Genomic DNA, 22,683 nt, shown 5'->3' with positions numbered 1-22,683 from the left:
TTCTTCTAGTTTCTAAGACCTTCATAAAGATCATTGATTGGCTTGGTAATTGCCTTTTGAACATCATCAATTGTCTTATACAAACCTTGTTCTGCTTGCAAAAGTTTTAAAATCTCTGGATCTTTTTGTACTTTTTCGTTTAATTGCTTATATTCGTCTTGAATATCTTTTCCAATATCCTGACCTTGAGCTTGGGCTTGCATAATTTGCGCTTGCATCTTGTCCATTTCCTTAAACAAGGCTGAACTGTCAGCATTCTTCTTAACGCCGTCAATTGCTTCTTCTAAAGCCTTGTATTCTTCGATTTTCTGCAAGTCAGAAGCTAATTGATTAGCTGAGTCGTAGATGTTTACCATATAAAAAGTCCTCCTAAATTAATGGCCAATTAGGCCCTTAACATCATTATACCATTCATTAAGCTTTTGACTCGCCGAACCAAAACCTTTTTCAATTTTATCGCCAAGACCACTAGTCCAATCCGAACCGGCACCATTTTGCTTAATAATTTGGTTAGGGGCTTTTTCAGTAAACTGATTTTGCGCGGTATACGGTAAAACGCCCTCCATTTCAGCCTTATAAAGCCGCGTAATGCCAGTTTCTGAAACGCCATGCATGTAATGCTCCCTGTTAGTCTTGTCAAAGCCAACCCAGGTTGCCACGACAACATCCGGCGTATAGCCAACAATCCATTGATCCTTGGTACCAAAGCCATACGAGTTAGGTACTTCTGTTGATCCCGTCTTTCCAGCAACGCGATAGCCATTTGGCTGCGCCGAAGTTGCTGTCCCACCACTGAAAACGCCTAATAGCATTGTCGTCATTTCTTTGGCAGTATTAGTTGAAATTATCCTGTGAGTGCCTGGATTATGATTTTCAGCCAAGACATTGCCACTGGCATCAGTTATCTTCGTAATAAAGTACGAGCTATTTGGCAGATTACCCTTATTGGCAAAGGCAGAGTAGGCTCTGGCCATTTGCAATGGTGACACACCACTTGATAAACCACCAAGAGCCAAAGCTAAGTTTTGGTCGGACTTAGGCACCTTGAGGCCAAAGTTACTAGCAGACTGTACACCCTTGGCAACGCCAATTTTATCAAGCAACCAAACCGCAGGCACATTCTTACTCTGGGCTAAGGCCGTGTACATCGGGATTTTATCAGAATAACCATTATCAACATTATGCGGCTCATAACCATTCTTACCAAAGCGTTGCAGCTTATTTGAGAGTTGTGAGTCATAATGATAACCCTCTTGCAGCGCTGGGGCATACGTAACTAGTGGCTTAATCGATGAGCCTGGCTGCCGCTTCATTTGCGTTGCCCGATTATAACCGCGAAAGACGTGCTTGCCGCGACCACCAATAACTGCCCGCACAGCACCAGTTGCTGGGTCCATCACGACACTGGCCCCCTGAGTTTGGACACCATCTGCCGCATTTTGTGGAAAGAGCCAGTCCTGACTAAATTTATCCTGCAATTGTCCCTGATAATTTTGATTCAATGTCGTATAAATTTTCAAACCCTTGTTCATTACATCTTCTTCTTTTAAGCCATAACGGTTAATGGCCTCATCAACCACTGCATCAAAAAAGTACGGATAACGGTACCCATCTTGGTTATGATATGCATCGACCAGCGTTAAGCCTTGCTTTTGGGCAATCTTAGCTTCTGATTGAGAGAGCTTTTTATTTTCAACCATTAGCTTTAAAATTAAATTTCGCCGCGAAAGTGCATAAGACATGTGGTCAATCGGATTATACTGGCTCGGATTACGTAAAATCCCGGCCAAAGTGGCACCCTCACTGACAGTTAGCTGACTAGCATCCTTGCCAAAGTACTTTTTACTAGCATCTTGCACGCCCCAAACACCATTGCCAAAATAAGCATTATTAAGATACATTGTCAAAATATCTTTTTTAGAATAAACGTGCGTAATCTCAATAGCAAAAAACAATTCTTCTAATTTACGCGAAAATGTTTGCCGCTGCGTTAACAGCGCGTTCTTGGCGAGCTGCTGGGTAATCGTTGACCCCCCACCAGAAATTTGCCCATGATGAATAACAATGCCTAAACCAGCCCGAGCCATCCCCTTGATACTAAAGCCGGGATTAGTCCAAAATGTCCGGTCCTCAGTCGAAATGACAGCATTCTTGACATTTGGTGAAATTTTATTATATTCGACAAAGGAACCTTTTTGTGAATACAGCGCCCCTGCCTTTTGACCTTTATAATCATAAATGGCAGTCGTTGTTGACAAAGAGGCCTTTAAATTAGATATATTCGAAGTTTTTACTTTAACGGTATAATACGTACAAACCAAAAGGATCACGCTAAGCAGGATTAAAATAATCCAGCGACCGATATAAAAACGGTTATCAAAGCGACGCCACGCCCTACTCAAACCGTTTTTCTTTGGTTCATTATTGTCCATAAATTCTGCTCCTTTTAGAAACACCTAAAATTGTATCATATTAGAAGAGGATTAGTTTTATTTACAAAAAGACTTAATAAATATTTATGAGCTATTATTTTACACTTAATTATCCCAAAAATCTCAAACCATGTTCTGTTGGCGACTTGTTACGCCAGCTGCTAGTGCCACGCAAGTGGCGTCATTTCTTACGAATTGAACAAAAAATCCGCGTCAATGGCCATTATCGGTATTTTAACCAATTGGTTTACCCAAATGACAAAATCGAATTAGAACTGGACTGCGTTGAATCTGAGCAAGGCACTTATCCAGCTAGTGGCAAGCTGCCCGATGTTATTTATGAAGACCAGGATGTACTCGTGATTAATAAGCCCGCTGGGCAAAAGACACATCCCAACTTAGCTGAAACCGATACGGCACTGAATGATTGCGCCACCTACTTAGGATTAAGCCCCTTTGTCGTCCACCGCCTAGATATGTTAACTACTGGCTTATTGCTAGTTGCCAAAAATCCGGCGGTTGTGCCGATTCTTAACCGCGAATTAACTACCAAAATTTTTCATCGTGAGTACATTGCCGTCGTTAATCACCCGGAAAAATTGCAAGCAAGTGGTACAATCAATCTGCCAATTGGTCAGGATCCAAGTGATCAACGCAAGAGAATGGTTCGTGTAGACGGCTTATCGTCAATTACCCATTATCAAGTTTTAAACCAAACATCTAACGAGGCCCTAATTAAATTGCAGCTTAAAACTGGCCGAACACACCAAATCCGTGTCCATTTAGCCGCTATTGGCTGCCCAATTGTTGGCGATCCACTCTATAATCCGGATTGTGTCCCAGACGAATTCTTGCATTTAACTGCCTACCAAATGTCGTTCAATAAACCTTTTTCCTTTGATCAAGTTCAGGTTAAACTGCCACAAGAAATCAAATTTTAAAATACGCAAACTAAAAAACTCCTTTTCCACTTCAGAAAAGGAGATTTTTTTATGATAAAAATAATCGACAAATCTTCACTAGTAAGTTAGTTGCACCTGCCCCAGCTCGCTTATCATAATACGCACTAAAGCGGCTGTCACATTGGTAGAGCTGAATAATTCCTAAATGAATTTTAGTTGAATATTGCGGCAATAACTGTTTAAGCCAAGCCTGATGTTCTGTAAAAATACTTTGTTTTAGTTCTATTTCTTTTTCTGGATTGAGTAGCACAATATGCAAATTTTGAATTAATTTTGTTTCATTATTAACTAAATCGCGATATGAGCTCTCTGAGATTTTGGTGAATTTTTCTTGAGCTGCTTCATAAATATCTTCACCGTATTTATGCCTAACCTCGTCACCATAATTTGCTTCGTTTTCTTGCAATAATGTTTCTTTCAGTCCGGCAAATTTTTCTGTATCTGTCATTGTGATTTCTCCTTTTCTTGCCTGAATCGTATGTTTAACATTATTGATTACTTGCTCCAATTCTTGCTTTTGCTTATTCAGCATTTTCATTTGCAACTCTAGCGCCGCATCAAGATTAAATTCTGGATTTTGTAAAATATCCTTAATGACACTCAATTTAAAGCCCATCTTTTTGAAAATAAGAATTTGTTGTAAAGTAGTGACATCATTTTCCCGATATACGCGATAATTTGATGAAGCATCCCGCTCAGGCCTAATCAGTCCAAGTTGCTCATAATAGCGCAAAGTGCGTGCAGATAAACCCGTTAGCTCCTGAATTTTTTTGCTAGTAATCAATATTGGTACCTCCTATTAACAACTATAGAGGTTGACGCAAGGTCAGGGTCAAGAGAATGATCATAATTAAATAAAATTTGCTGCAATCAGGTGCTTCTTGATCACTTTCAAGCGCAAAATCGCTACATACGATAAATTTTGCCAAGCACTAAAGCCCTGGCCGTAATGTAAATAATCATAGACCAAACTCATTACTGTTCCGTGAGTACCAATTGCAACAGTACCCGACTCAGGTATTTTCTTTAAAAAATCAAGATATCTTGTCTGCGCTTCTGCCAAGGATTCGCCACCCTTTGCAGTATAAGTGAAGTCCTGCCACTGCTTTTGAATGTATTCACGAAAAGATTTTGCATCACTGAACCACTCTGGCATTCTGCGCTCAATTAATGAATTGCTGGTTTGGATTGCCAAATTTTGTTGCCGCGATAGCGGTGTTACTGTTGCCACAGCTCTAGCAAACGGACTTGAATAAATGGCAGTCAATGTTAAGTTTTTAAATTTATCAGCAACTTCTATTGCTTGCTGTCGTCCCAGTTTGGTTAACGGTCTTGCCCAATCATCGTGCACGCCTGTATCAGGCTCACCATGCCTGATTAAATAAATTGTAGTCATTTTAGTTCTCGCTTTTTTGCAATAATGGTACAGCTAATAAAATTAAGGCAAAGTATGCAGCTGAAACCCAGTACATAACGGTTAAATTGCTATTTGCAGCGATAATTTTGTCATCAATAATTAACGATAAACTGACAACAATTTCTACCAAGAATGAAACGACAGATAACATCAACGACTTGTTATTTTCACCATAAATCGCCCGATTGCTAAGAGCAGAAATTTGCCCAGATATTAGGCCCATTAATAATTCAACAAGTAAAAAGATAACTAAGAATATATACCGGTTGCTGAAAACAGAATTACTACATAGCAGCAACATCATACACAATGTACTGGTAATCGTTAATTTCGTAAAATTTTGTCCAGACATTTGCTGAAATACCCACGCTCCACCGATCGTCGCACACATAAAGGCCGTATAGACTAACGACAAGTTAAATCCCAACTGTTTAACATAAATGATTGACCAATAAATCATTAAAAATTGAGTCCCGCAATCGTAACCAATATTAACCAAAAACAGAATCCAAAATGATTTTTTCTTGATGATTATTGTTATCGCTTTAAGAAAATTAACGTGCTTAGTAGTAATTTGTGCTCGATTATCGTGAAAACCCATGACTTTAATAAAAATTAAGACAAACAATGGATACACAGCAAGACCAAGCAGTCCGAACCAAACAGGCGCCGTTATTTTAAAACCAAAAAGCCACGTTCCAATGTTGCCGCCAATTAGCGTGGCAATATTCAAAAGAGCTGCTTGCTGACCCATCAATCTACTACTAGGCTTAATTCGATTTATTTCTTGTAAATCTGTAATGTACGATAGCAAAGTTCCAGAATTAAATGCCAAGCCAATGCCATACAAAAATTCCGCCAGAGAAAATATGATAAAACACGGATTTATTATTAATAAAAAGAAACTAAAACTAATTATTATTGCAGACAGATTAAGCACCTTAAGTCGACCAATTTTATCAGCTAAGAATCCTGATGGCAGCATCCCTACTAAAATTCCCACACTTTGCCAAGACTTAATTGCAGAAATTTGAGCATCAGGAATACCACTATTTGCATAAAATAAAGAAAATATCCCGGCCATTGAAGAACGAAACAAAGTGAAAAATGCGGTAAATGTTAAAAAAGTTATCGCAATTTTATCGGCAACAGTTCTAGCTTTCATTTTATTAATCACCTCTTTTTAATATTTTATTAATATAGCACCAAAAAAAATCATTTTCAAAATTTGCTAGATATGTTTTTATATCAAAAAAGCCCTACCTGACTTCAATTAGTCAAATAGGACTTTTATTGGTTATTAAAAATTATTCTTCGTTCAATGAGCTTCTGTCAAAAGCAGCATTTTTAAGCTCTTCGTCGATTGAAGGAGTTCCAAGCCAGCCAATCATTTCTTTCATGGCATCAGTAATGGCTTCAGTACCTGGCAATAACAGCTTACGTGGGTCATAACCCTTGTTAGCTTTATCTTCATCCTTATGAGCTTCGAAGTACTTCCGAGTAGCACCTTGAAAGGCCAATTGGAATTCAGTATTGATGTTAACCTTAGAAATACCAAGTGAGATAGCTTTCTTAACTTGATCTTCAGGAATACCTGAACCACCGTGCAAAACAAGTGGTACAGGAACAGCGTCAGCAATTTCCTTCAAACGGTCAAAGTTCAAACCCTTCCAGCCTTCTGGATAAACGCCGTGGATATTACCAATACCACAAGCAAGCTTGTCAACACCAGCAGCAACGAAAGTCTTAGCGTCTTCAACAGATGCTAATTCACCACCATCGGCACCTTGGTTCTCACCAATTTTACCAATTTCAGCTTCAACAGAAATGCCACGTTCATGAGCTAACTTAATGATTTCCTTAGTCTTAGCCAAGTTCTCATCAGTTGGAAGTGCATGACCATCAAACATAACTGAGGAGTATCCAAGTGCGATACATTCCTTAGCTGATTCAAAATCACCGTGGTCCAAGTTCAAGACAACTGGAACAGAAATATTCATCGAGTCCATTGTATCTTCAACAATGTCCTTAACAATCTTATAGCCACCCATGTACTTAGCAGCACCAGTTGAAACTTGAATTAAAACTGGAGTTCTAGTTTCTTCAGCAGCACGCAAAATTGCACGGGTCCATTCTAAGTTGTTAGTGTTATATGCACCTACTGCATAATGGTTTTTACGAGCGTCTTTAAAGATCTGATTACCATTATCTAAATAAGCCATTAAAAATACCTCCTATATAAACTTACATTGATATTGTACCGTAATAATTAATCAGTGAACAATCTTTTATTTCATGTAAGCGCTTGTTTTAGAAAAATATTTTTCAATTACATTTCCTTTGGTGCGTTAACTCCTAGAAGGCGAAGGGATTCTGTTAACACAATTGATGTTGCTTCAACTAGCGCAAGGCGGGAAGCAATTTGCTCATCAGTGGTCAAAATCTTGACATTGGCATAATACTTGTTGAATTTTTTAGCTAAATCCAGTGCATACTTGGCAATAACTGATGGCTCAAATTTTTCACTGCTGCGGGCAATAATTCTAGGGAAATCAGCTAAGGCTTTAGCCACACTAAAGGACCAGTCATCTGCCAAACTCATGTTAGTTATATCTGGTTTTTGATCCATCTTTGCGGCTTTACGCAATACACTCTGGGCGCGGGCATTAGTGTATTGCACATAAGGACCAGTATCCCCTTCAAAACGGACAACTTCTTCTAAGTCGAAGTCAAAGTTATCTGTCCGGTCATTCTTTAAATCGTGGAAGATGACAGCCCCAACACCAACATCATGAGCAACTTGCTTTTGCTCAGCTAAGTCTGGGTTCTTTTGTTCAATTTGCTTCTGCGCAAGTGCTACAGCATCTTTTAAGACCTTGTCTAAGAAAACAACGTTACCCTTACGCGTTGATAGTTTCTTGCCGTTTTGCGTAATTAAGCCAAATGGTACGTGGTGAATTTCATCAGCCCAGTCATAGCCCATCTTCTTCAAGACAGTCTTCAGTTCCACAAAGTGTTGTGACTGCTCATTACCAACAACGTACAACATTTTGACAAAGTTGTAGGTTTTCATCCGGTAAATAGCTGCGGCTAAGTCACGTGTCAAATAAATACTGGTACCGTCTGACTTCACAATCAAGGCCGGATTTTCACCTTCACCCATGTCAACGACTTGGGCACCCTGAGACTCATGCAATAGCCCCTTTTGCTTTAACTCATCAATTACCGGCTGCATCTTATCATTGAAGAAAGCCTCACCCTTATAAGAATCAAACTCAACGCCTAATTCCTTGTAAATGCGCTTAAAGTCGACAAGTGAAACTTCACGGAACCATTGCCACAATTCAACTGCTTCTGGGTCGCCATCTTCCAGCTTTTTAAACCAAGCACGGCCCTCATCATCAAGCTCTGGATGCTTCTCAGCTTCCTGATGGAACTTAACGTAATACTTAAACAAGTTCATGATTGGGTCTTTTTTAACGTCTTCTTCAACGCCCCAATGCTTATAAGCCGCAATCAGCTTACCAAATTGCGTGCCATAGTCACCTAAATAGTTAATCTTAATTGGTGTATAGCCAACCTTTTGCAGCGTTTTAGCAATTGAATTACCAATCACTGTTGACCGCAAATGACCCATTGACATTGGCTTAGCAATGTTCGGGCTGGACATATCAATTGGAACGTTGCCCGAGCCAAGTTCTTGGTCACCATAGTGTTCTTTTTGCGTTAAAACATCGGTTAATGTTTGTGCAATCAGCTTTTCATGATTAATGGCAAAGTTAACATATGGGCCAACTGCTTGAATGCTGGCAAAATTCGGACTGGACAATTGCGCTGCAATTTTCTTAGCGATTTCAGCCGGATTTTTGTGCATTACTTTAGCTAACGCAAATGCTGGAAAGGCATAATCACCCATTTTTTCATTTTTTGGCCGCTCAATTAAAGCCGCAATTTTTTCTTTTGGTAAGTCAACTTGCGGTGCTAGTAGCGCAACTACTTCATTTTTAAAATCCATTTTTACCTCACTTTACGAAAAAAGTCCCTTCCTGCCATGCAGAAAGAGACGAGTTTTTACCCGCGGTACCACTCTATTTGATACAAAGTATCCGCTTATTAAATTTACTAAATTATCGGTTAGACACGCCTTCACACAATTTTTCTAGCCTGCCTTACACCACTCGCAGACTCGCTAATTAGGAAATTGCTTACTACTTCTAACTTCTCAAAACACGATTATAACAGGAAAAAGAGTCCTCGCCAACTCTTTTTACCTAATTATTCTTAATAATCACCTTAGTGCCAGTCCTGATATTGTTCATTATCCACGCCGAATCTGGCACGCTCAAACGAATGCAACCATGCGACCCAGATTGTTTACCCAATTTTTTAGCTTCTTTTAAATTATATTTGCCGTTATCTTTAGTTGGTACTGAATGGAACAGATAGACATCTTTTTTATCCCAGCTCGTCCAGTTATTAGCACCCTCATTTAAATTCGGATTGTAAAAGGACTCACCACGATTATCCTGAATGTGAAACGTACCAGTCGGAGTTAACGATTTGCCGTTTTTGAAGACGCCACCACTGGCTAGCATCGTATAAATGCGCTGATTATTACGCAAAATGTAAACCCGGTTACCTTTAAGCGAAACCCGAATTGTAATGTCATTTTCTAGCGATTTAATCTTAGGATACGGCTTACGTTCGCTCGACTTACACCAATTATATGGCTGGCGCAAATCGCTAGGATCTTGATAAGGACGAAAAGAAGCGGCTGTCTTTTTAACTATAGTTTCTTTTTTAGTAGGCCTGCTTGCTTTTTCTTGTGTTTGTGGCATTGAAATTCGCGCCAAGCTGATGACACATATTAAAATGACAAAACAAAAAGTAAGTGGCTTTAATAGACTTTTTTTCATTCTCATCCTTTCTTTCTGGCACGTAGCCTTATTCTACAACAAAACTTAATTCATTTAACTATTTAACCTGCGTATTCTTTCATTATTTGCGGCAATAATGCACTGACTTTAGTTGGCCTAACCACGTAATCCGTTTGGGCAATCCTATCGCCAGCCAGCGAATGAAGATAAACAGCAGCTAAGACTGTATCAATTTCATTACCAAATTGTGCGCAAAAGCCGCCAATTATCCCGGCAAGTGTGTCGCCCATTCCGCCCGTTGCCATTCCAGGATTGCCTAATGGGTTGACGTAAACTGTCCCATTAGCGCAATAAACATGCGTATGGTTCGATTTCAGAACCAAAATTGCGTTTTGCTGCGGAAATAGTTCATTTAATACTGTTAAATTAGCACTGTCTGTTTGAAAGGCAATCTTTATTTGGCTTAACCGCTGCCACTCCATTTGGTGCGGTGTCAAAATGATTTTACCAACATGCTGCGGAATTAAACTATGCTGTTTGGCAATCAAATCAAGACCGCTGGCATCTAAAACCAACGTCTGCTTGACAGTTAAATTAGCGCACAAAAACTGCATTAATTCTTGAGCAAAATTACTGAGTCCCAGTCCCGGACCGCAGACAATAACGTCCATTTTTTTAATTAACGCGGGCAAATCATGGTCGCGCCAATCAATGTACATCACTTCGGGGTCACGCGCGTGCAAGGCTGACAGATTAAGCGAGTGTGTCGCCACCGCCACAAGCCCCGCACCGCTGTTTAAAGCGCCCTCGGCACTCATAATTATTGCTCCGCCATAATTTTCACAGCCGCCGATTAATAATACGCGCCCATAATCGCCTTTATGGGTGTCGCTGCGTCTTTTTTTGATTACTTTAGTTAAAATATCTGCTGAAATTGCTGTCACTTTTTAACCTCCAAAAAGCCAACGCCAAAAGCGAACTAAAAAGTTAACCTTTGTCGTCCTTTGAAATGCCTTGGCTGGCAAGCGAACCCCACTAGGGTTTGTCAGCGAAATTAACGGAGCACTGCCCGCTTTAAATAAATAATTCGTTGCTGTCTGTCCAACTTTTACGGGTGCTTCAACCTGATCATCAGCTAATTCAACGTGCAACTTTGCACCGTTAATCGGCGCCCACACCTCACTATTTTCTTTTATGCCAATATTAATCTGTCGCGCTTTACCGTTATGAACTTTCATACTGGTTAGACCTGTGATTACTTCGTTTTTAGTAAAAATAATCGGCCGATAGGTGCGGTAAAGATAGCTTAACAGCTCTTTGGTCTGAATAAAACGCGACGGGTCGCTGCCATCGCGGTGGGCAGCACCCATTACAACGGTAATAATTCGGGCACCGTTATGCTCGGCCGTTGCGATAAAACAGGCACCGGCCGCATCGGTTGTTCCAGTCTTTAAGCCGTCAACTTTTAACTGAGGATTATACTGCGATAGTCCCTTAAGCATCCAGTTAAAGTTCACCATTGCTGTTCGCGTGTTTTGATCTATAAAATCCAAGCGAGCAATCTTCGCCGTCTTAATAACTTGCGGAAAATCAGTGAGTAAATGCTGCCCAACAATTGCCATATCCTTAGCTGAGAGTTCATTTTCAGCCTGACTTGCGGCACCCGGATAAGCATCAGCACCCACATCCTTATTCGGCAAGCCACAACTTGTATAAATTTGGGCATCATTAATCTGCCATCTGGTCAGTTGCTGCCGCATCTTTTTGACAAACGGCACTTGAGCGCCGCTGACAGCTTGTCCTAATAACATCGCAGCACCATTAGCCGACTCAATTAAAGTCGCCTGATATAGCTGCTTAATGCTATATTCGTGGCCCACATGCAGTGGCACGTTAGAAAAATCCTTGTTGTTGGCCACCCGGATAATCGCATCAGTTGGCTTCACCTTAGTTTGCCACGTTAATTTTCCCTCTTTAATTGCCGTCAAAGTCAAATAAACCGTAATCAACTTGGTCATCGAGGCGATTGGTAGTGGCTGATTAATATTCTTGCCGTACAATAACTGACCGGTCTTGCTGTCAATTGCAATCGCCGACTTAACATTTAAATTCAACTGGTTAGTATTATAATCATTTGGCACTTGAGTTGCTGCAGAAATTGGAACTGCCGGCAACATTAGTAACACAATTGCCACCAAAGCAACAATAATTCTGTTAAATTTATGCTTAAAAGTCATAAATCCTCCTTAATTAGAAAAAATTTTAGATATTTTCTGTTTTATGCTTACATTTTACCAAATTTTTGGTATTATTATTACTGTGCTAAAAATATTTAAGCCCCGATGGCGGAATTGGCAGACGCGCAGCGTTCAGGTCGCTGTTTAGGTAACTAAGTGAAAGTTCGAATCTTTTTCGGGGCATTGTAAAAGCTGATCTGTGATGATTGGCTTTTTTTATAACCTAAATCATGGTAAAGGAGCAGAGTAATGCAAAAACATTTAACAAAATCGCACGACAAAATTTTGACTGGCGTTCTAGGTGGCATCGCTGAATATTTCGATTGGGACAAGGCTTGGACAAGAATTGCCGGCGGTGCCCTAATTTGCTTTACTGGTTGGGGGTTAATACTTTACATTATTGCTGCCTTTGCAATTCCAGAGCACGGCCATCGTGATAATATTCTTAATGGGGAATATCATAAGCATTGAGTTATTAGCTATCTAAGTATTATGGTATAATAGAATTCCTTGGCAGGGGCGTACAAAGCAGCTTTGACGCTATTTTGTAACCAAAAAAGGCGCTATCACAATTACGTGATAACGTCTTTTTTTATGCTCGAATATGTAACTTTCTTAAAATAGGAACAATCTTGTCACCTAAAATCTTTTGCGCCAAGTCAGACTTAATTGCCGCAAAGACGTAGAAGACGCCACCAACAAGAACAGAAACAGCAACAATCAATAGTGCTTGCCAACGAACTGTTGGGTTTAATACAAGTTCCATAGCCTTTTCAACTGCTATCACAAGTAGAAACATAATTACGGAAAATGAAGTAATGCCGATAAACCGCCGGCTGGTTCGGCTGCTATTAAAGTCATAACTTACCTGAAGATGCTTCAACGCCAAGAAAATAATAACCAGCATCCCCAAATTAGTCGCTACTAACGGGCCATAGATTTTAAAGACATACACCATTGGGTACTGCGTGATAATTTTAATTATCAGCCCGAGCACAAGATATTTTATTGCCAGACCATTTTCTGATAATCCTTGCAGGATAGCCATTAAAACGGTAAACAACCCTAGCGAAATCGCCGTAAAGGATGATAAATATAAAACATCTGCGCCCAACTTGTCATAACCATAAAAGATGGTGTAAATCGGTGTCGCTATCGCTGCCATCCCAAATGCTGCTGGGATCATCACGAACAAAAATAAGTCTAGCGTATTACCAATTTGCTTTGAAATACCACGAAAATCGTGCTTAGCATGGGCTGCTGACAATAATGGAATTGCCGTAACTGCCATTGCACTAGCTAGGGACACAATAATCATGATTAACTTATTCGCATTAAGCGCGAACAAGGCATACCAAGTCTCAATTGTGTTGTAATGAGCCTGCACTAAGCTTGCAATCATTGGGTGGAAAGTATATTGGTCAACTAAGTAAAATAGCTGAATTCCCGCATCAATAATAATGAACGGAATTGCCTGAGCGATGATTTCGCCAAACAGCCCCATTGTTGAAACTTCAACTTCATTATTTGAATTAGCAACAAGGTTATTCAACTTGTGCCGCCGCGTAAACAAAAACCAGACTAAAATTGCAATTCCAAAAACTGCTCCAATGGCCGCTGCTAAGTTTGACTGGACAACTGCGTTAACAAAAAAACCGTGCTGCACCTGCATAATAATATATGCAGTTAGCAGCATCCACACGACACGCGCAAGCTGTTCCACAAATTGTGAAACTGCCGATGGCATCATATCTGCATACCCTTGGAAATATCCCCGCATGATACTCAAAATCGGAATAATCAAGATGGCGTAAGACAGACTGCGCATTACCGCCACTTGTCGCGGATCACTACGTGACCCATTCGAAGCTAAAAGTGGTGAGGCAAAATACATCACAGCAGCTGAAACAATGCCTAAGACCACCATCAAAATTAAACCTTTACGAAATAATTTACGACCAACGCCATATTCATTAAGGGCGTTATATTTGGCGACCTGCTTAGCTACTGCTCCGGGAATCCCAGCTGTTGAAATCAAGATAAAAATACTATAAATGTTATAACTTCTAGCCGTCAGAGCGTTAGCAATATTGCCATACGGCTGCATCCAGATGAACCACGGAATGATGTACAATGCACCCAAAAGTCGTGATGTAATCGAGCCAAAAGTCATCCACGCACTACCCTTAATGAAGGTATCCTGCGTGTTTTGCTCTTTTAAATTATTTTCTTTCATTAATTTTTCCTAAATCTAGTGTACTAACTATCCTATTTTGCAAGCAAAGCTAATAATTCTCAATCACATAGCTATTCATTTTAGGAAAAATTAAATTTTATTTTGCAACAATGTTAACAATCTTATTCGGTACAACGATGACCTTTTTGACATCTTTACCAGCTAAGAATTTTTGAACATGTGGCAATGCCAAAGCCTGCTCTTGCAGCTCATCCTTAGCTGTATCCTTAGCAGCGTTGAAATTGCCGCGCAACTTGCCGTTTACTTGAACCATAATCTCTACCGTTGATTCAACTAATTTAGCTGGATCATAAGTTGGCCATTTAGCAAAGGTAACTGATTGGTCATGACCCATGATTTGCCAAATTTCTTCCATCATGTGTGGTGCAACTGGTGCCATCAGAGTAATAAAGCCTTCTGCATATTCCCGTGGAATTGTCTTAACCTTTTGGGCTGCATTAACAAAGACCATCATTTGTGAAATCGCGGTATTAAAGTGCAAAGCTTTAAAGTCTTCGGTTACCTTCTTAACAGTTTCGGCATATACCTTATCCAGCGCACCATCATTTTCGGCAACAATGTTTTCTTGTGGAATTGCCTTCAAGTCCAAATCGTTTACAAATAGACGCCAAACGCGATCCAAGAACTTCTTGGTCGAAGCAGGACCATTGTCATCCCAATCAATTGAGGCATCTAATGGGCCCATGAACATTTCGTAAGTTCTCAGGCTGTCTGCGCCGTATTCATCAATCACATCGTCTGGATTAACAACGTTGCCTTTAGACTTAGACATCTTTTCGTGGTTCTTTAAAATCAAACCTTGATTGTATAGACGCTGGAACGGTTCCTCATTTGGTACAACACCCAAGTCGTAGAGAACCATGTTCCAGAAACGTGCGTAGAGCAAGTGCCGCACTGCGTGCTCTGCCCCACCAATGTACAAGTCAACTGGCAACCACTTCTTAAGCAAGTCATAGTCAGCTAGCTTTTGGTCATTATGCGGATCAACGTAACGGATAAAGTACCATGATGAGCCAGCCCAGTTAGGCATCGTGTTTGTCTCTCGTTTACCCTTGCGGCCATTTTCATCAACAACGTTAACCCAATCTGTCAAGTTAACAAGTGGACTTTCAGGTGTTCCTGAAGGTTTAATATCAGTTGCGTGTGGCAAAACTAATGGTAATTGGTCTTCTGGAACCAAAGTTGTTTCGCCATCTTCCCAATGAATAACAGGAATTGGTTCACCCCAGTAGCGCTGGCGACTGAATTCCCAATCACGCAGCTTGTAGTTGACCTTCTTTTCACCAACATTGTGTTCTTCTAGCCAAGCTACAATTTTCTTCTTCGCATCTTCAATCTTTAAGCCGTTTAAAAATTCGGAATCAAAGTGGACACCATCACCAGTATAAGCTTCCTTAGTGATGTCGCCGCCCTTAATAACTGGCTTAATTGGTAAGTCAAACTTTTTAGCAAATTCATAATCACGGTCATCATGTGCTGGAACGGCCATTACCGCACCAGTACCATAAGTCGCTAAAACGTAATCAGAAATCCAAATTGGAATTTCTTCATCATTAACCGGATTGATTGCGTATGCACCAGTGAAGACACCAGTCTTATTCTTGTTCAGATCAGTTCTTTCCAAGTCAGACTTGGACTCGATTTCCTTAACATATGCTTCAACATTTGCCTTGTAGTCAGCTGTTGTGATTTTTTCAACTAGTTTGTTTTCTGGCGCCAAAACTGCATAGCTGGCACCAAATAAGGTATCAGGACGAGTGGTAAAAATGTCAAAGGTCTGATCAGAATTCTTAATTTTGAACGTAACTTGGGCACCAACTGAACGACCAATCCAGTTCCTTTGCATTTCCTTAACGTTTTCCGGCCAATCAAGCTTATCAAGACCAGCAAGTAACCGATCAGCATAAGCCGTAATCTTCAGCATCCATTGCTTCATATTACGACGATAAATTGGAAAGCCGCCCCGTTCTGTCTTACCGTCAACAATGTCTTCATTCGCAACAACTGTCCCTAAATCTGGTGACCAGTTAACCGGTACTTCAGCTTCATAAGCCAAGCCATGCTTGTACATTTGTTCAAATGTCCATTGGGTCCACTTATAATATTTTGGATCACAAGTTGCAATCTCGCGGTCCCAATCATAAGAAAAACCAAGCTTGTGCAATTGTTTTTTAAAAGTAGCAATATTTTCTTTAGTAACAACAGCCGGATCCTTACCCGTCTTTAACGCATATTGTTCTGTTGGCAAACCGAAGGCATCCCATCCCATTGGATAAAGAACATTATAGCCCTGTGCCCGCTTCATTCTGGCAGTAATATCAGTTGCTGTATAGCCTTCTGGGTGACCAACGTGCAATCCCTTACCAGATGGAAATGGGAACATGTCCATGACATAATAATTTTTCTTCTTCGGATCATTACCCGTTTTGAAAGTTTTATTTTTGGCCCAATAATCTTGCCATTTTTTTTCGACAACTTTGTGATTGTACATCTGCTTCACCTCATAAAAAAAGTCCTATGAAACTAATCATAGGACGAATAATCGCGGTACCACCTAAGTTTCATGCCGTAGCATGACCCTCTATCGCTCCTTAACGCGGCAGCACAACGAAAGGTTCTTTCTCAGGCTCAGTTCACAATTAGTTTTTTTAGTCTTGCACCAACCGACTTTTCTCTAAGGAAAAACAACATTGCTACTAGTTCCTGACCTTTATTTTTTTATCAATAATGATTATAATTTACCACAAATACTAAAAAAAACAAGGGGAGAAAAACATTTGAATAATACAACACACGCTAAAAGAGACACAATCGTGCCCGCAACAATCTTTTTGGTCATTTATGCAGTCTGGGCCATCCTAGTTTCTTCAAGCAATCAAATTATTCATCAATTTGACAATGCAATAATTGGAATTATCTGTAACACAAACCTAGCCAATGTTAAATTCGCAACAACTTTTACCAATTTAGGTAATACGAGTGTCATTGTGGTTGAGACACTTATCCTATTCATCATTCTGCTAGTCTTTAAAAAATACGCTTATGCCTTCTTCACGGCGGGAACCATGATTACAGCCAATGGCTATAACTGGATTATCAAACACGCAATTGCTCGGCACCGACCATATGTGCACCACTTGGTTGCTGCCCACGGTTACAGTTTCCCATCTGGTCATTCTGTCGGAAGTGCTACTTTATTCGGGATTTTAATCGTACTAACTATTTTATTAATTAAGAACAAGGCTGCTAAAACAATTTTGTGTATTATCTGGGCTTGTTTCCCATTACTGATTGGCTACACCAGAATCTTCACACATGTTCACTATCCGTCAGATGTTCTCGGTGGCTTTTTAGAAGGAATTACCTTTGTTCTGATTGGTTATTCCTTCTTGTATCATTACTACTTAAAAGAATAAACTGCTAACAAAAAAGTCGACTAACGTCGGCTTTTTATTTAGGTGATGCTTCAGAAATTGCATCAATAATATCATCTTTAGATTTTTGTGACGTTGCTCCAGTAAAAGTGTTAACCTTGGCATCAGGATCCTTAATGATTTTCTGGTTTGTATTTTTAAGATACCCATCAACTAGTGGCTTCATATCAAAGACTTATTCGTTAACTCCCCTGTACTCGCCGTCACTATTGTATACGCCGCAATAGCATGAACAAAATATTCATCATGCTTATTGGTTAGCATCGGAATTTTAGCAATTTTCTTTTTGCCAGATTTTAATTTGACATATATGTCCCCAGAAAAAACCACATTTACCTTTTTAGCAGCTTTATCTAGCCAATCATCATCGGTCATTGCTACATCACTCACCGTATTGTTGGTTGAATTTTGCCCAGCTAATTTTTCAATAGGCTGTTTTGTGTTTTTATCCATATAATTATTTTCTCACTAAATTGGCAACAATTATATGTGCAATTTATTCCTAAAGCAATACCAAATTTAAGCAAAAAAGGGCCAACAACTTATAACTAAATTATTGGCCTTTTTAAATAAAACTGTTTAATTCTCTTTTTGCTTTTTATAACTAGCGTTAATCAAAATTGAAATCACAATGGCAACCATTGAGACAACGTAGACACCCTTTAGGGCGCTAAACAATACCTGCCGCAATTGTGGAACCAAGTTAGCAGCCAATTCCTTGGCTTTAACTGATGACACAATTTTGTTCATCATTGCCTGTGTTAGAGCTGGATGCTTAGCAATTTGTCCAGCAACAATCGTATTAAATGTAATACCGTAAATTGAAACTAACATCGTCTGTCCTAAATAACGCATTAGTGTATTAAATGACGTAGCGACCCCAACGTTTTCTGGTTCCACTAAGACTTGTGAGCGAACTTGAGACGCAGTGATAATTGCCCCAAAAGCCAAACCATTCATTGTTGCAATGACACAAAATACCCAAAATGGTGTTTGCATTGGCACAATTAGCAATAGTATGTCTGCAATTACTAGTAATCCTAGCATGCCGAAGAAAGTTTTGCGAACGCCAAAGTGACCAAGCATGCCACCAATTAAGAACGAACCAACAACCCACATTACAGAACTTGGCGTAACGGCAAAGCCTGCAATCGTAGCACTTGTACCCTTAATTCCCTGCATCCAGGTCGGAATATAGAATTCAAAACCGATTACAACACCTGAAATAAACAGGGTAATCAGGTTTAATGCGAGGAACTCTCTACCTTTAAGCATTGAGAGTGGCATTATCGGGTCATCTGCGTTCTTTTCAACATGATAAAAGGCAACTGCACTAATAATAATTAAAATCACTAGAGCGACTGTTATCAGCCAATTAAGCGAACCTAATTCTTGCAGTACATACATCAAGGTTAATAATAGGACAATTAGCCAGCACGTACCCTTAACATCTAACTTAACTGCTACCTTTTCCTTAGGTTCATGCAAAAAGAATACAACTAATAAAAAGGCAATTAAACCAATCGGCACATTGATGTAAAAGACCCAGTGCCAAGACAGGCTTTGAACAATAAAGCCACCCAGAAGTGGTGCAATAACAGAAGCAACTCCCCAGAAGCCAGAATTAAGTCCAAGCATCTTGGTGCGCTTTTTTAAAGTATACAAGTCCGCGATAATTGTCATTGCTACAGGCTGAACTGCACCAGAGCCGAGGCCCTGCACAACCCGAAACAAGATTAACTCCATCATATTGTGTGCTTGTCCGCAGAGGGCTGACCCAACAACAAACAACGCAATACCAAACAAAAAAACTGGCTTGCGACCAATGCTGTCTGCCAGTTTTCCGTATAAAGGAGTCGATACAGCTGTCATAAATAAGAAAATTGAAACAACCCAGTTCATAATTTCCAATCCATTCAGATCAGAAACAATGGTTGGCATTGCAGTTGAAACAATCGTTCCTTCAATCGCAGCCATAAAAGTTGTCATAAAAATCGCAAGCGTAACAACAGGTACGTTTGTTTTTTTCATAATTGCTCCTCCTTAAAATTATTTATTTTTCTTTACAAAATCTAAGATTTCTTGAACCTTATCGGTCTTTTCCCATGGCAAATCAATATCAGTGCGACCAAAATGACCGTAGGCTGCCGTTTGCTCATATATTGGCCGGCGCAAGTCAAGCATCTTGATAATGCCAGCTGGACGTAAATCAAAGATTTCCCGAACCGCCTTCGTTAAGAGCTCATCACTAACCTTTCCAGTGCCGGCAGTATCAATCATTACTGATACTGGATGAGCTACACCAATCGCATAAGCTAGCTGCACTTCACAGCGGTATGCTAGACCAGCAGCCACGATGTTTTTGGCAACATAACGTGCCGCATAACTAGCGCTGCGGTCAACCTTTGTCGGATCCTTACCGGAAAAGGCGCCACCACCATGGCGAGCATAACCACCATAGGTATCAACGATAATCTTACGGCCAGTTAACCCTGAATCACCTTTAGGTCCCCCGATGACAAAGCGACCAGAAGGGTTAATCAGGTATTTTGTTTTCTCATCCAAATACTTAGCTGGAATAACCTTGTTAATGACTAAATCAATCATTGCCTGACGGATTTCTTCATTAGTAACTTGATCATCAGTTTGCGTTGAAATGACAACCGTATCAACCCGCTTAGGCTTACCGGTTTCATCATATTCAACGGTAACTTGTGCTTTAGAATCCGGACGCAACCATGTTAAAGTCCCATCTTTGCGCAATTGCGCAACTTGACGCATTAACCGGTGCGCAAGTGAAATTGGCAGCGGCATTAACTCTGGCGTTTCTTTAATCGCAAAGCCAAACATTAAACCTTGGTCACCTGCACCAATTTGATCCAAATTATCTTCGTCAGACTGATTTTCACGAGTTTCTAGCGAATGATCAACACCATCAGCAATATCAGGTGATTGCTCATCAATATCGACTAGTACAGTACAATTATTGCCGTCAAAGCCAAGTTCTGGCTTGTCATAACCAATTCGTAAAACTGTCTTACGAACAATTGACTGAATATCAACGTAAGCACTAGTCGATATTTCGCCAAATACATACACAATTCCAGTGGTAACAATGGTTTCACAGGCAACGTGTGCATCTGAGTCTTGAGCAATAATCGCATCTAAAATCGCATCAGAAATTTGGTCAGCAATCTTATCTGGATGTCCTTCAGAAACAGATTCTGAAGTAAATAAACGTTTTTCCACAATAGTCCCCCTATATAGACAACAGCTATTCGGTTACAAGGCATCTCCACTTACTTAGCGGATCCTCTCAGGACTTGAACCGATAAATATTAAATTGTTTCGTTCCTTTTGTATAAAAAAAGACTACCGTAGATTCGGTAGTCTTAGAACGATGGAGGATACAGGGCTCGAACCTGTGACCTCCTGCTTGTAAGGCAGATGCTCTCCCAGCTGAGCTAATCCTCCAAAGTGACCCGTACGGGATTTGAACCCATGTTACCGCCGTGAAAGGGCGATGTCTTAACCACTTGACCAACGGGTCATAGCCTGAATCAAAGCACTTTAACCAGTATACTAGATACTTGGAAAAATGCAAGAATTCTTTCTCAATTCTGAAAAATAATATTTAATTATTTCCATAAATAATGGCGGTGCAAATTTTCACACCACCATTATTATGGAGGATACAGGGCTCGAACCTGTGACCTCCTGCTTGTAAGGCAGATGCTCTCCCAGCTGAGCTAATCCTCCGAGGTCGTTGTCATCTCATGACTACTCTTAATACTATAGCAAAAGGTCGCGGTCTTGTCTATCTTTTTTTCGTTTTTTTTTGCAAAATTCGTAATTTTTTACTGAACTATAATTAAAAATCTAGTAAAATAAAATTAATTTAAAAAGATTTTAGGGAGTGAAATTATGGCCGAAGATTTTGATTATCAGCAGATGTTAAAAGGAAGTTTATACCAAGCTGCAAATATTAAACCAGAAAATACGTCAATTCATGGTAAAATAATTGCGCAAAAAATTAACCGAGAAAAAATCTCTAATAAAGAAAAAATAATATCACTGGAACGGCAACTCTTTGGTAATTTTGGTAAAAATAGTTATGTAGTTCCCCCTCTTCATGTCGATTACGGACGTCATACAACAATAGGCAATAATTTTTACGCCAACATGGACTGCATTTTTTTGGATGTTAACCAAATTATCATTGGTAATAATGTTTTAGTTGGTCCACGTGTCAGCTTCTACACTGCTGGACATCCTACTGATGCGCAAATTCGCCAAACTGGCCTTGAATTTGGAAAAAGAATTGTTGTCAGCGACAATGTTTGGATTGGTGGTTACGCCGTGATCTTGCCAGGAATTACCATTGGCGAGAATGCAATTATTGCAGCTGGAGCAGTGGTAACTAAAAATGTAGTCGCTAATACCTTAGTAGGTGGCAATCCCGATCATTTGATTAAACACCTCGGTAAAAAAGAACATGTCTTTTGGCTAATTGAGGAAAGTAAATACTTCCAAACTAAGAATGAGATGAAATAATTTAAAATCGCTTTATTTAGTTCATAATTAGTCCATGCGGTTAAGCAAGATTAAGGTTAAACTATCATTAATTTCTTTACCTATTAATTTTTGTATTAAAAGCTGAATTAAACGCCTGCAAAACCACAGTTTAACATGCATTTAATTATTTACTGCGGAGTATAAAATTATTTTTGACTTTATTGTTTCAATTTTATATCGCAAACAAAATAAAAGCCTGTTAAACATTGGTTTAACAAGCTTTCAATTATTTATTACGGAGCGTGAGAGATTTGAACTCTCGATACAGGATTAAAACCCATATACATGATTTCCAATCATGCTCCTTAAGCCACTCGGACAACGCTCCAATATACTCCGGCTGTCAGACTCGAACTGACGACATCTTGATTAACAGTCAAGCGCTCTACCAACTGAGCTAAGCCGGAATATTAAAAAAGCACGGCAGCGTCCTACCCTCGCAGGCAGTCTCCCACCAACTACTCTCGGCGTGAAGAAGCTTAACTACTGTGT

At 39.8% G+C, this 22,683-nt stretch carries 20 protein-coding genes, 6 tRNA genes and 1 riboswitch; of the genes, 5 read left to right on the top strand and 21 right to left on the bottom strand.

The annotated features are described in order from the left end of the window. Window positions 1–5 precede the first annotated feature (5 nt). Both PT287_RS05905 and PT287_RS05900 read right to left on the bottom strand, forming a co-directional pair. Window positions 6–356 carry a YlbF family regulator gene (locus PT287_RS05905; RefSeq protein WP_277133409.1) on the bottom strand — a complete coding sequence of 117 codons (351 nt, stop codon included), beginning with the start codon at window positions 354–356 and terminating at the stop codon, window positions 6–8. A gap of 18 nt (window positions 357–374) precedes the next feature. Further along, window positions 375–2,432: a PBP1A family penicillin-binding protein gene (locus PT287_RS05900; protein ID WP_277133408.1), complete on the bottom strand. Its 2,058-nt coding sequence runs from the start codon at window positions 2,430–2,432 to the stop codon at window positions 375–377. Window positions 2,433–2,518: 86 nt separating this feature from the next. Between PT287_RS05900 and PT287_RS05895 the strand changes: the two genes are divergently transcribed. Then, a complete protein-coding gene (locus PT287_RS05895) occupies window positions 2,519–3,373 on the top strand; it encodes an RluA family pseudouridine synthase (protein ID WP_277133406.1) in 855 nt (284 codons plus the stop codon). Between the two features lie 49 nt (window positions 3,374–3,422). Here PT287_RS05895 and PT287_RS05890 read toward each other — a convergent pair whose 3' ends face one another. The 8 genes from PT287_RS05890 to PT287_RS05855 form a co-directional block, all read right to left on the bottom strand. After that, window positions 3,423–4,178, bottom strand: coding sequence for a MerR family transcriptional regulator (locus tag PT287_RS05890; protein ID WP_277133404.1), 756 nt, complete (start codon window positions 4,176–4,178; stop codon window positions 3,423–3,425). 66 nt (window positions 4,179–4,244) lie between these two features. Then, window positions 4,245–4,790 carry a histidine phosphatase family protein gene (locus PT287_RS05885; protein WP_277133402.1) on the bottom strand — a complete coding sequence of 182 codons (546 nt, stop codon included), beginning with the start codon at window positions 4,788–4,790 and terminating at the stop codon, window positions 4,245–4,247. 1 nt (window position 4,791) lies between these two features. After that, entirely contained in the window at window positions 4,792–5,976 is a 1,185-nt protein-coding gene (locus PT287_RS05880; protein ID WP_277133400.1) for an MFS transporter, read from the bottom strand. Between the two features lie 142 nt (window positions 5,977–6,118). Then, on the bottom strand, window positions 6,119–7,033 hold the full coding sequence (fba, locus tag PT287_RS05875; protein ID WP_277133399.1) for a class II fructose-1,6-bisphosphate aldolase: 915 nt from the start codon (window positions 7,031–7,033) through the stop codon (window positions 6,119–6,121). Window positions 7,034–7,140: 107 nt separating this feature from the next. Further along, on the bottom strand, window positions 7,141–8,826 hold the full coding sequence (gene argS, locus PT287_RS05870) for an arginine--tRNA ligase (protein ID WP_277133397.1): 1,686 nt from the start codon (window positions 8,824–8,826) through the stop codon (window positions 7,141–7,143). Between the two features lie 256 nt (window positions 8,827–9,082). After that, complete coding sequence (locus tag PT287_RS05865; protein WP_277133396.1) at window positions 9,083–9,727, bottom strand: L,D-transpeptidase; 645 nt, start codon at window positions 9,725–9,727, stop codon at window positions 9,083–9,085. A 62-nt stretch (window positions 9,728–9,789) separates the two neighbouring features. Further along, window positions 9,790–10,632 (bottom strand): NAD(P)H-hydrate dehydratase, encoded by an 843-nt coding sequence (locus tag PT287_RS05860; RefSeq protein ID WP_277133395.1) that lies wholly within the window; start codon window positions 10,630–10,632, stop codon window positions 9,790–9,792. Window positions 10,633–10,635: 3 nt separating this feature from the next. After that, the gene (locus tag PT287_RS05855; RefSeq protein ID WP_277133394.1) at window positions 10,636–11,925 is read right to left on the bottom strand and encodes a serine hydrolase; all 1,290 of its coding nucleotides are present in this window, start codon (window positions 11,923–11,925) and stop codon (window positions 10,636–10,638) included. Between the two features lie 99 nt (window positions 11,926–12,024). Between PT287_RS05855 and PT287_RS05850 the strand changes: the two genes are divergently transcribed. Together PT287_RS05850 and PT287_RS05845 are read left to right on the top strand one after the other, a co-directional pair. After that, window positions 12,025–12,108, top strand: a tRNA-Leu gene (locus PT287_RS05850). 66 nt (window positions 12,109–12,174) lie between these two features. Next, window positions 12,175–12,396 carry a PspC domain-containing protein gene (locus tag PT287_RS05845; protein ID WP_277133393.1) on the top strand — a complete coding sequence of 74 codons (222 nt, stop codon included), beginning with the start codon at window positions 12,175–12,177 and terminating at the stop codon, window positions 12,394–12,396. A 121-nt stretch (window positions 12,397–12,517) separates the two neighbouring features. Here the strand turns inward: PT287_RS05845 and PT287_RS05840 are convergent, their stop codons facing one another. Then, window positions 12,518–14,161, bottom strand: coding sequence for a polysaccharide biosynthesis protein (locus PT287_RS05840; RefSeq protein WP_277133392.1), 1,644 nt, complete (start codon window positions 14,159–14,161; stop codon window positions 12,518–12,520). Between the two features lie 97 nt (window positions 14,162–14,258). Then, on the bottom strand, window positions 14,259–16,673 hold the full coding sequence (leuS, locus tag PT287_RS05835) for a leucine--tRNA ligase (RefSeq protein ID WP_277133391.1): 2,415 nt from the start codon (window positions 16,671–16,673) through the stop codon (window positions 14,259–14,261). Between the two features lie 286 nt (window positions 16,674–16,959). Here leuS and PT287_RS05830 point away from each other — a divergent pair, with 286 nt between their 5' ends. Further along, a complete protein-coding gene (locus PT287_RS05830) occupies window positions 16,960–17,598 on the top strand; it encodes a phosphatase PAP2 family protein (protein WP_277133389.1) in 639 nt (212 codons plus the stop codon). A 34-nt stretch (window positions 17,599–17,632) separates the two neighbouring features. Here the strand turns inward: PT287_RS05830 and PT287_RS05825 are convergent, their stop codons facing one another. The 7 genes from PT287_RS05825 to PT287_RS05795 form a co-directional block, all read right to left on the bottom strand. Beyond that, window positions 17,633–17,782, bottom strand: coding sequence for a hypothetical protein (locus tag PT287_RS05825; RefSeq protein WP_277133388.1), 150 nt, complete (start codon window positions 17,780–17,782; stop codon window positions 17,633–17,635). Further along, on the bottom strand, window positions 17,779–18,069 hold the full coding sequence (locus tag PT287_RS05820) for a hypothetical protein (RefSeq protein ID WP_277133387.1): 291 nt from the start codon (window positions 18,067–18,069) through the stop codon (window positions 17,779–17,781). The genes PT287_RS05825 and PT287_RS05820 overlap by 4 nt, the downstream gene beginning before the upstream one ends. Before the next feature lie 126 nt (window positions 18,070–18,195). After that, on the bottom strand, window positions 18,196–19,647 hold the full coding sequence (locus PT287_RS05815) for an MDR family MFS transporter (protein WP_277133386.1): 1,452 nt from the start codon (window positions 19,645–19,647) through the stop codon (window positions 18,196–18,198). Window positions 19,648–19,665: 18 nt separating this feature from the next. Further along, on the bottom strand, window positions 19,666–20,865 hold the full coding sequence (gene metK, locus PT287_RS05810) for a methionine adenosyltransferase (RefSeq protein ID WP_277133385.1): 1,200 nt from the start codon (window positions 20,863–20,865) through the stop codon (window positions 19,666–19,668). Then, window positions 20,863–20,950: riboswitch (SMK box riboswitch) on the bottom strand. (Overlaps the previous gene by 3 nt.) 67 nt (window positions 20,951–21,017) lie before the next feature. Further along, window positions 21,018–21,090, bottom strand: a tRNA-Val gene (locus tag PT287_RS05805). A gap of 4 nt (window positions 21,091–21,094) precedes the next feature. Continuing rightward, a tRNA-Glu gene (locus tag PT287_RS05800) sits at window positions 21,095–21,166 on the bottom strand. A gap of 136 nt (window positions 21,167–21,302) precedes the next feature. Then, window positions 21,303–21,375 (bottom strand) — tRNA-Val (locus PT287_RS05795). A gap of 165 nt (window positions 21,376–21,540) precedes the next feature. Here PT287_RS05795 and PT287_RS05790 point away from each other — a divergent pair. After that, entirely contained in the window at window positions 21,541–22,170 is a 630-nt protein-coding gene (locus PT287_RS05790) for a sugar O-acetyltransferase (RefSeq protein WP_277133384.1), read from the top strand. Window positions 22,171–22,427: 257 nt separating this feature from the next. On the opposite strand, the gene PT287_RS05785 is transcribed toward PT287_RS05790, so the two are convergent. Both PT287_RS05785 and PT287_RS05780 read right to left on the bottom strand, forming a co-directional pair. Continuing rightward, window positions 22,428–22,519, bottom strand: a tRNA-Ser gene (locus PT287_RS05785). A gap of 6 nt (window positions 22,520–22,525) precedes the next feature. Further along, window positions 22,526–22,598, bottom strand: a tRNA-Asn gene (locus PT287_RS05780). Window positions 22,599–22,683: the final 85 nt, after the last annotated feature.

The organism is Lactobacillus sp. ESL0679, from assembly GCF_029433515.1.
GTDB lineage: Bacteria > Bacillota > Bacilli > Lactobacillales > Lactobacillaceae > Lactobacillus.
Note: the sequence above shows the minus strand (reverse complement) of the source record. Positions and strands in the feature narration are given on the sequence as shown.

Excerpts from the sequence above, each read along its gene's own strand:
- PT287_RS05825 (WP_277133388.1), bottom strand. The coding sequence starts at position 17,782 with ATGAAGCCACTAGTTGATGGGTATCTTAAAAATACAAACCAGAAAATC.
- PT287_RS05895 (WP_277133406.1), top strand. The coding sequence starts at position 2,519 with ATGAGCTATTATTTTACACTTAATTATCCCAAAAATCTCAAACCATGT.
- PT287_RS05880 (WP_277133400.1), bottom strand. The coding sequence starts at position 5,976 with ATGAAAGCTAGAACTGTTGCCGATAAAATTGCGATAACTTTTTTAACA.
- PT287_RS05855 (WP_277133394.1), bottom strand. The coding sequence starts at position 11,925 with ATGACTTTTAAGCATAAATTTAACAGAATTATTGTTGCTTTGGTGGCA.
- argS (WP_277133397.1), bottom strand. The coding sequence starts at position 8,826 with ATGGATTTTAAAAATGAAGTAGTTGCGCTACTAGCACCGCAAGTTGAC.
- PT287_RS05820 (WP_277133387.1), bottom strand. The coding sequence starts at position 18,069 with ATGGATAAAAACACAAAACAGCCTATTGAAAAATTAGCTGGGCAAAAT.
- PT287_RS05900 (WP_277133408.1), bottom strand. The coding sequence starts at position 2,432 with ATGGACAATAATGAACCAAAGAAAAACGGTTTGAGTAGGGCGTGGCGT.
- PT287_RS05905 (WP_277133409.1), bottom strand. The coding sequence starts at position 356 with ATGGTAAACATCTACGACTCAGCTAATCAATTAGCTTCTGACTTGCAG.
- PT287_RS05885 (WP_277133402.1), bottom strand. The coding sequence starts at position 4,790 with ATGACTACAATTTATTTAATCAGGCATGGTGAGCCTGATACAGGCGTG.
- PT287_RS05815 (WP_277133386.1), bottom strand. The coding sequence starts at position 19,647 with ATGAAAAAAACAAACGTACCTGTTGTTACGCTTGCGATTTTTATGACA.
- PT287_RS05790 (WP_277133384.1), top strand. The coding sequence starts at position 21,541 with ATGGCCGAAGATTTTGATTATCAGCAGATGTTAAAAGGAAGTTTATAC.
- PT287_RS05840 (WP_277133392.1), bottom strand. The coding sequence starts at position 14,161 with ATGAAAGAAAATAATTTAAAAGAGCAAAACACGCAGGATACCTTCATT.
- leuS (WP_277133391.1), bottom strand. The coding sequence starts at position 16,673 with ATGTACAATCACAAAGTTGTCGAAAAAAAATGGCAAGATTATTGGGCC.
- PT287_RS05865 (WP_277133396.1), bottom strand. The coding sequence starts at position 9,727 with ATGAAAAAAAGTCTATTAAAGCCACTTACTTTTTGTTTTGTCATTTTA.
- fba (WP_277133399.1), bottom strand. The coding sequence starts at position 7,033 with ATGGCTTATTTAGATAATGGTAATCAGATCTTTAAAGACGCTCGTAAA.
- PT287_RS05845 (WP_277133393.1), top strand. The coding sequence starts at position 12,175 with ATGCAAAAACATTTAACAAAATCGCACGACAAAATTTTGACTGGCGTT.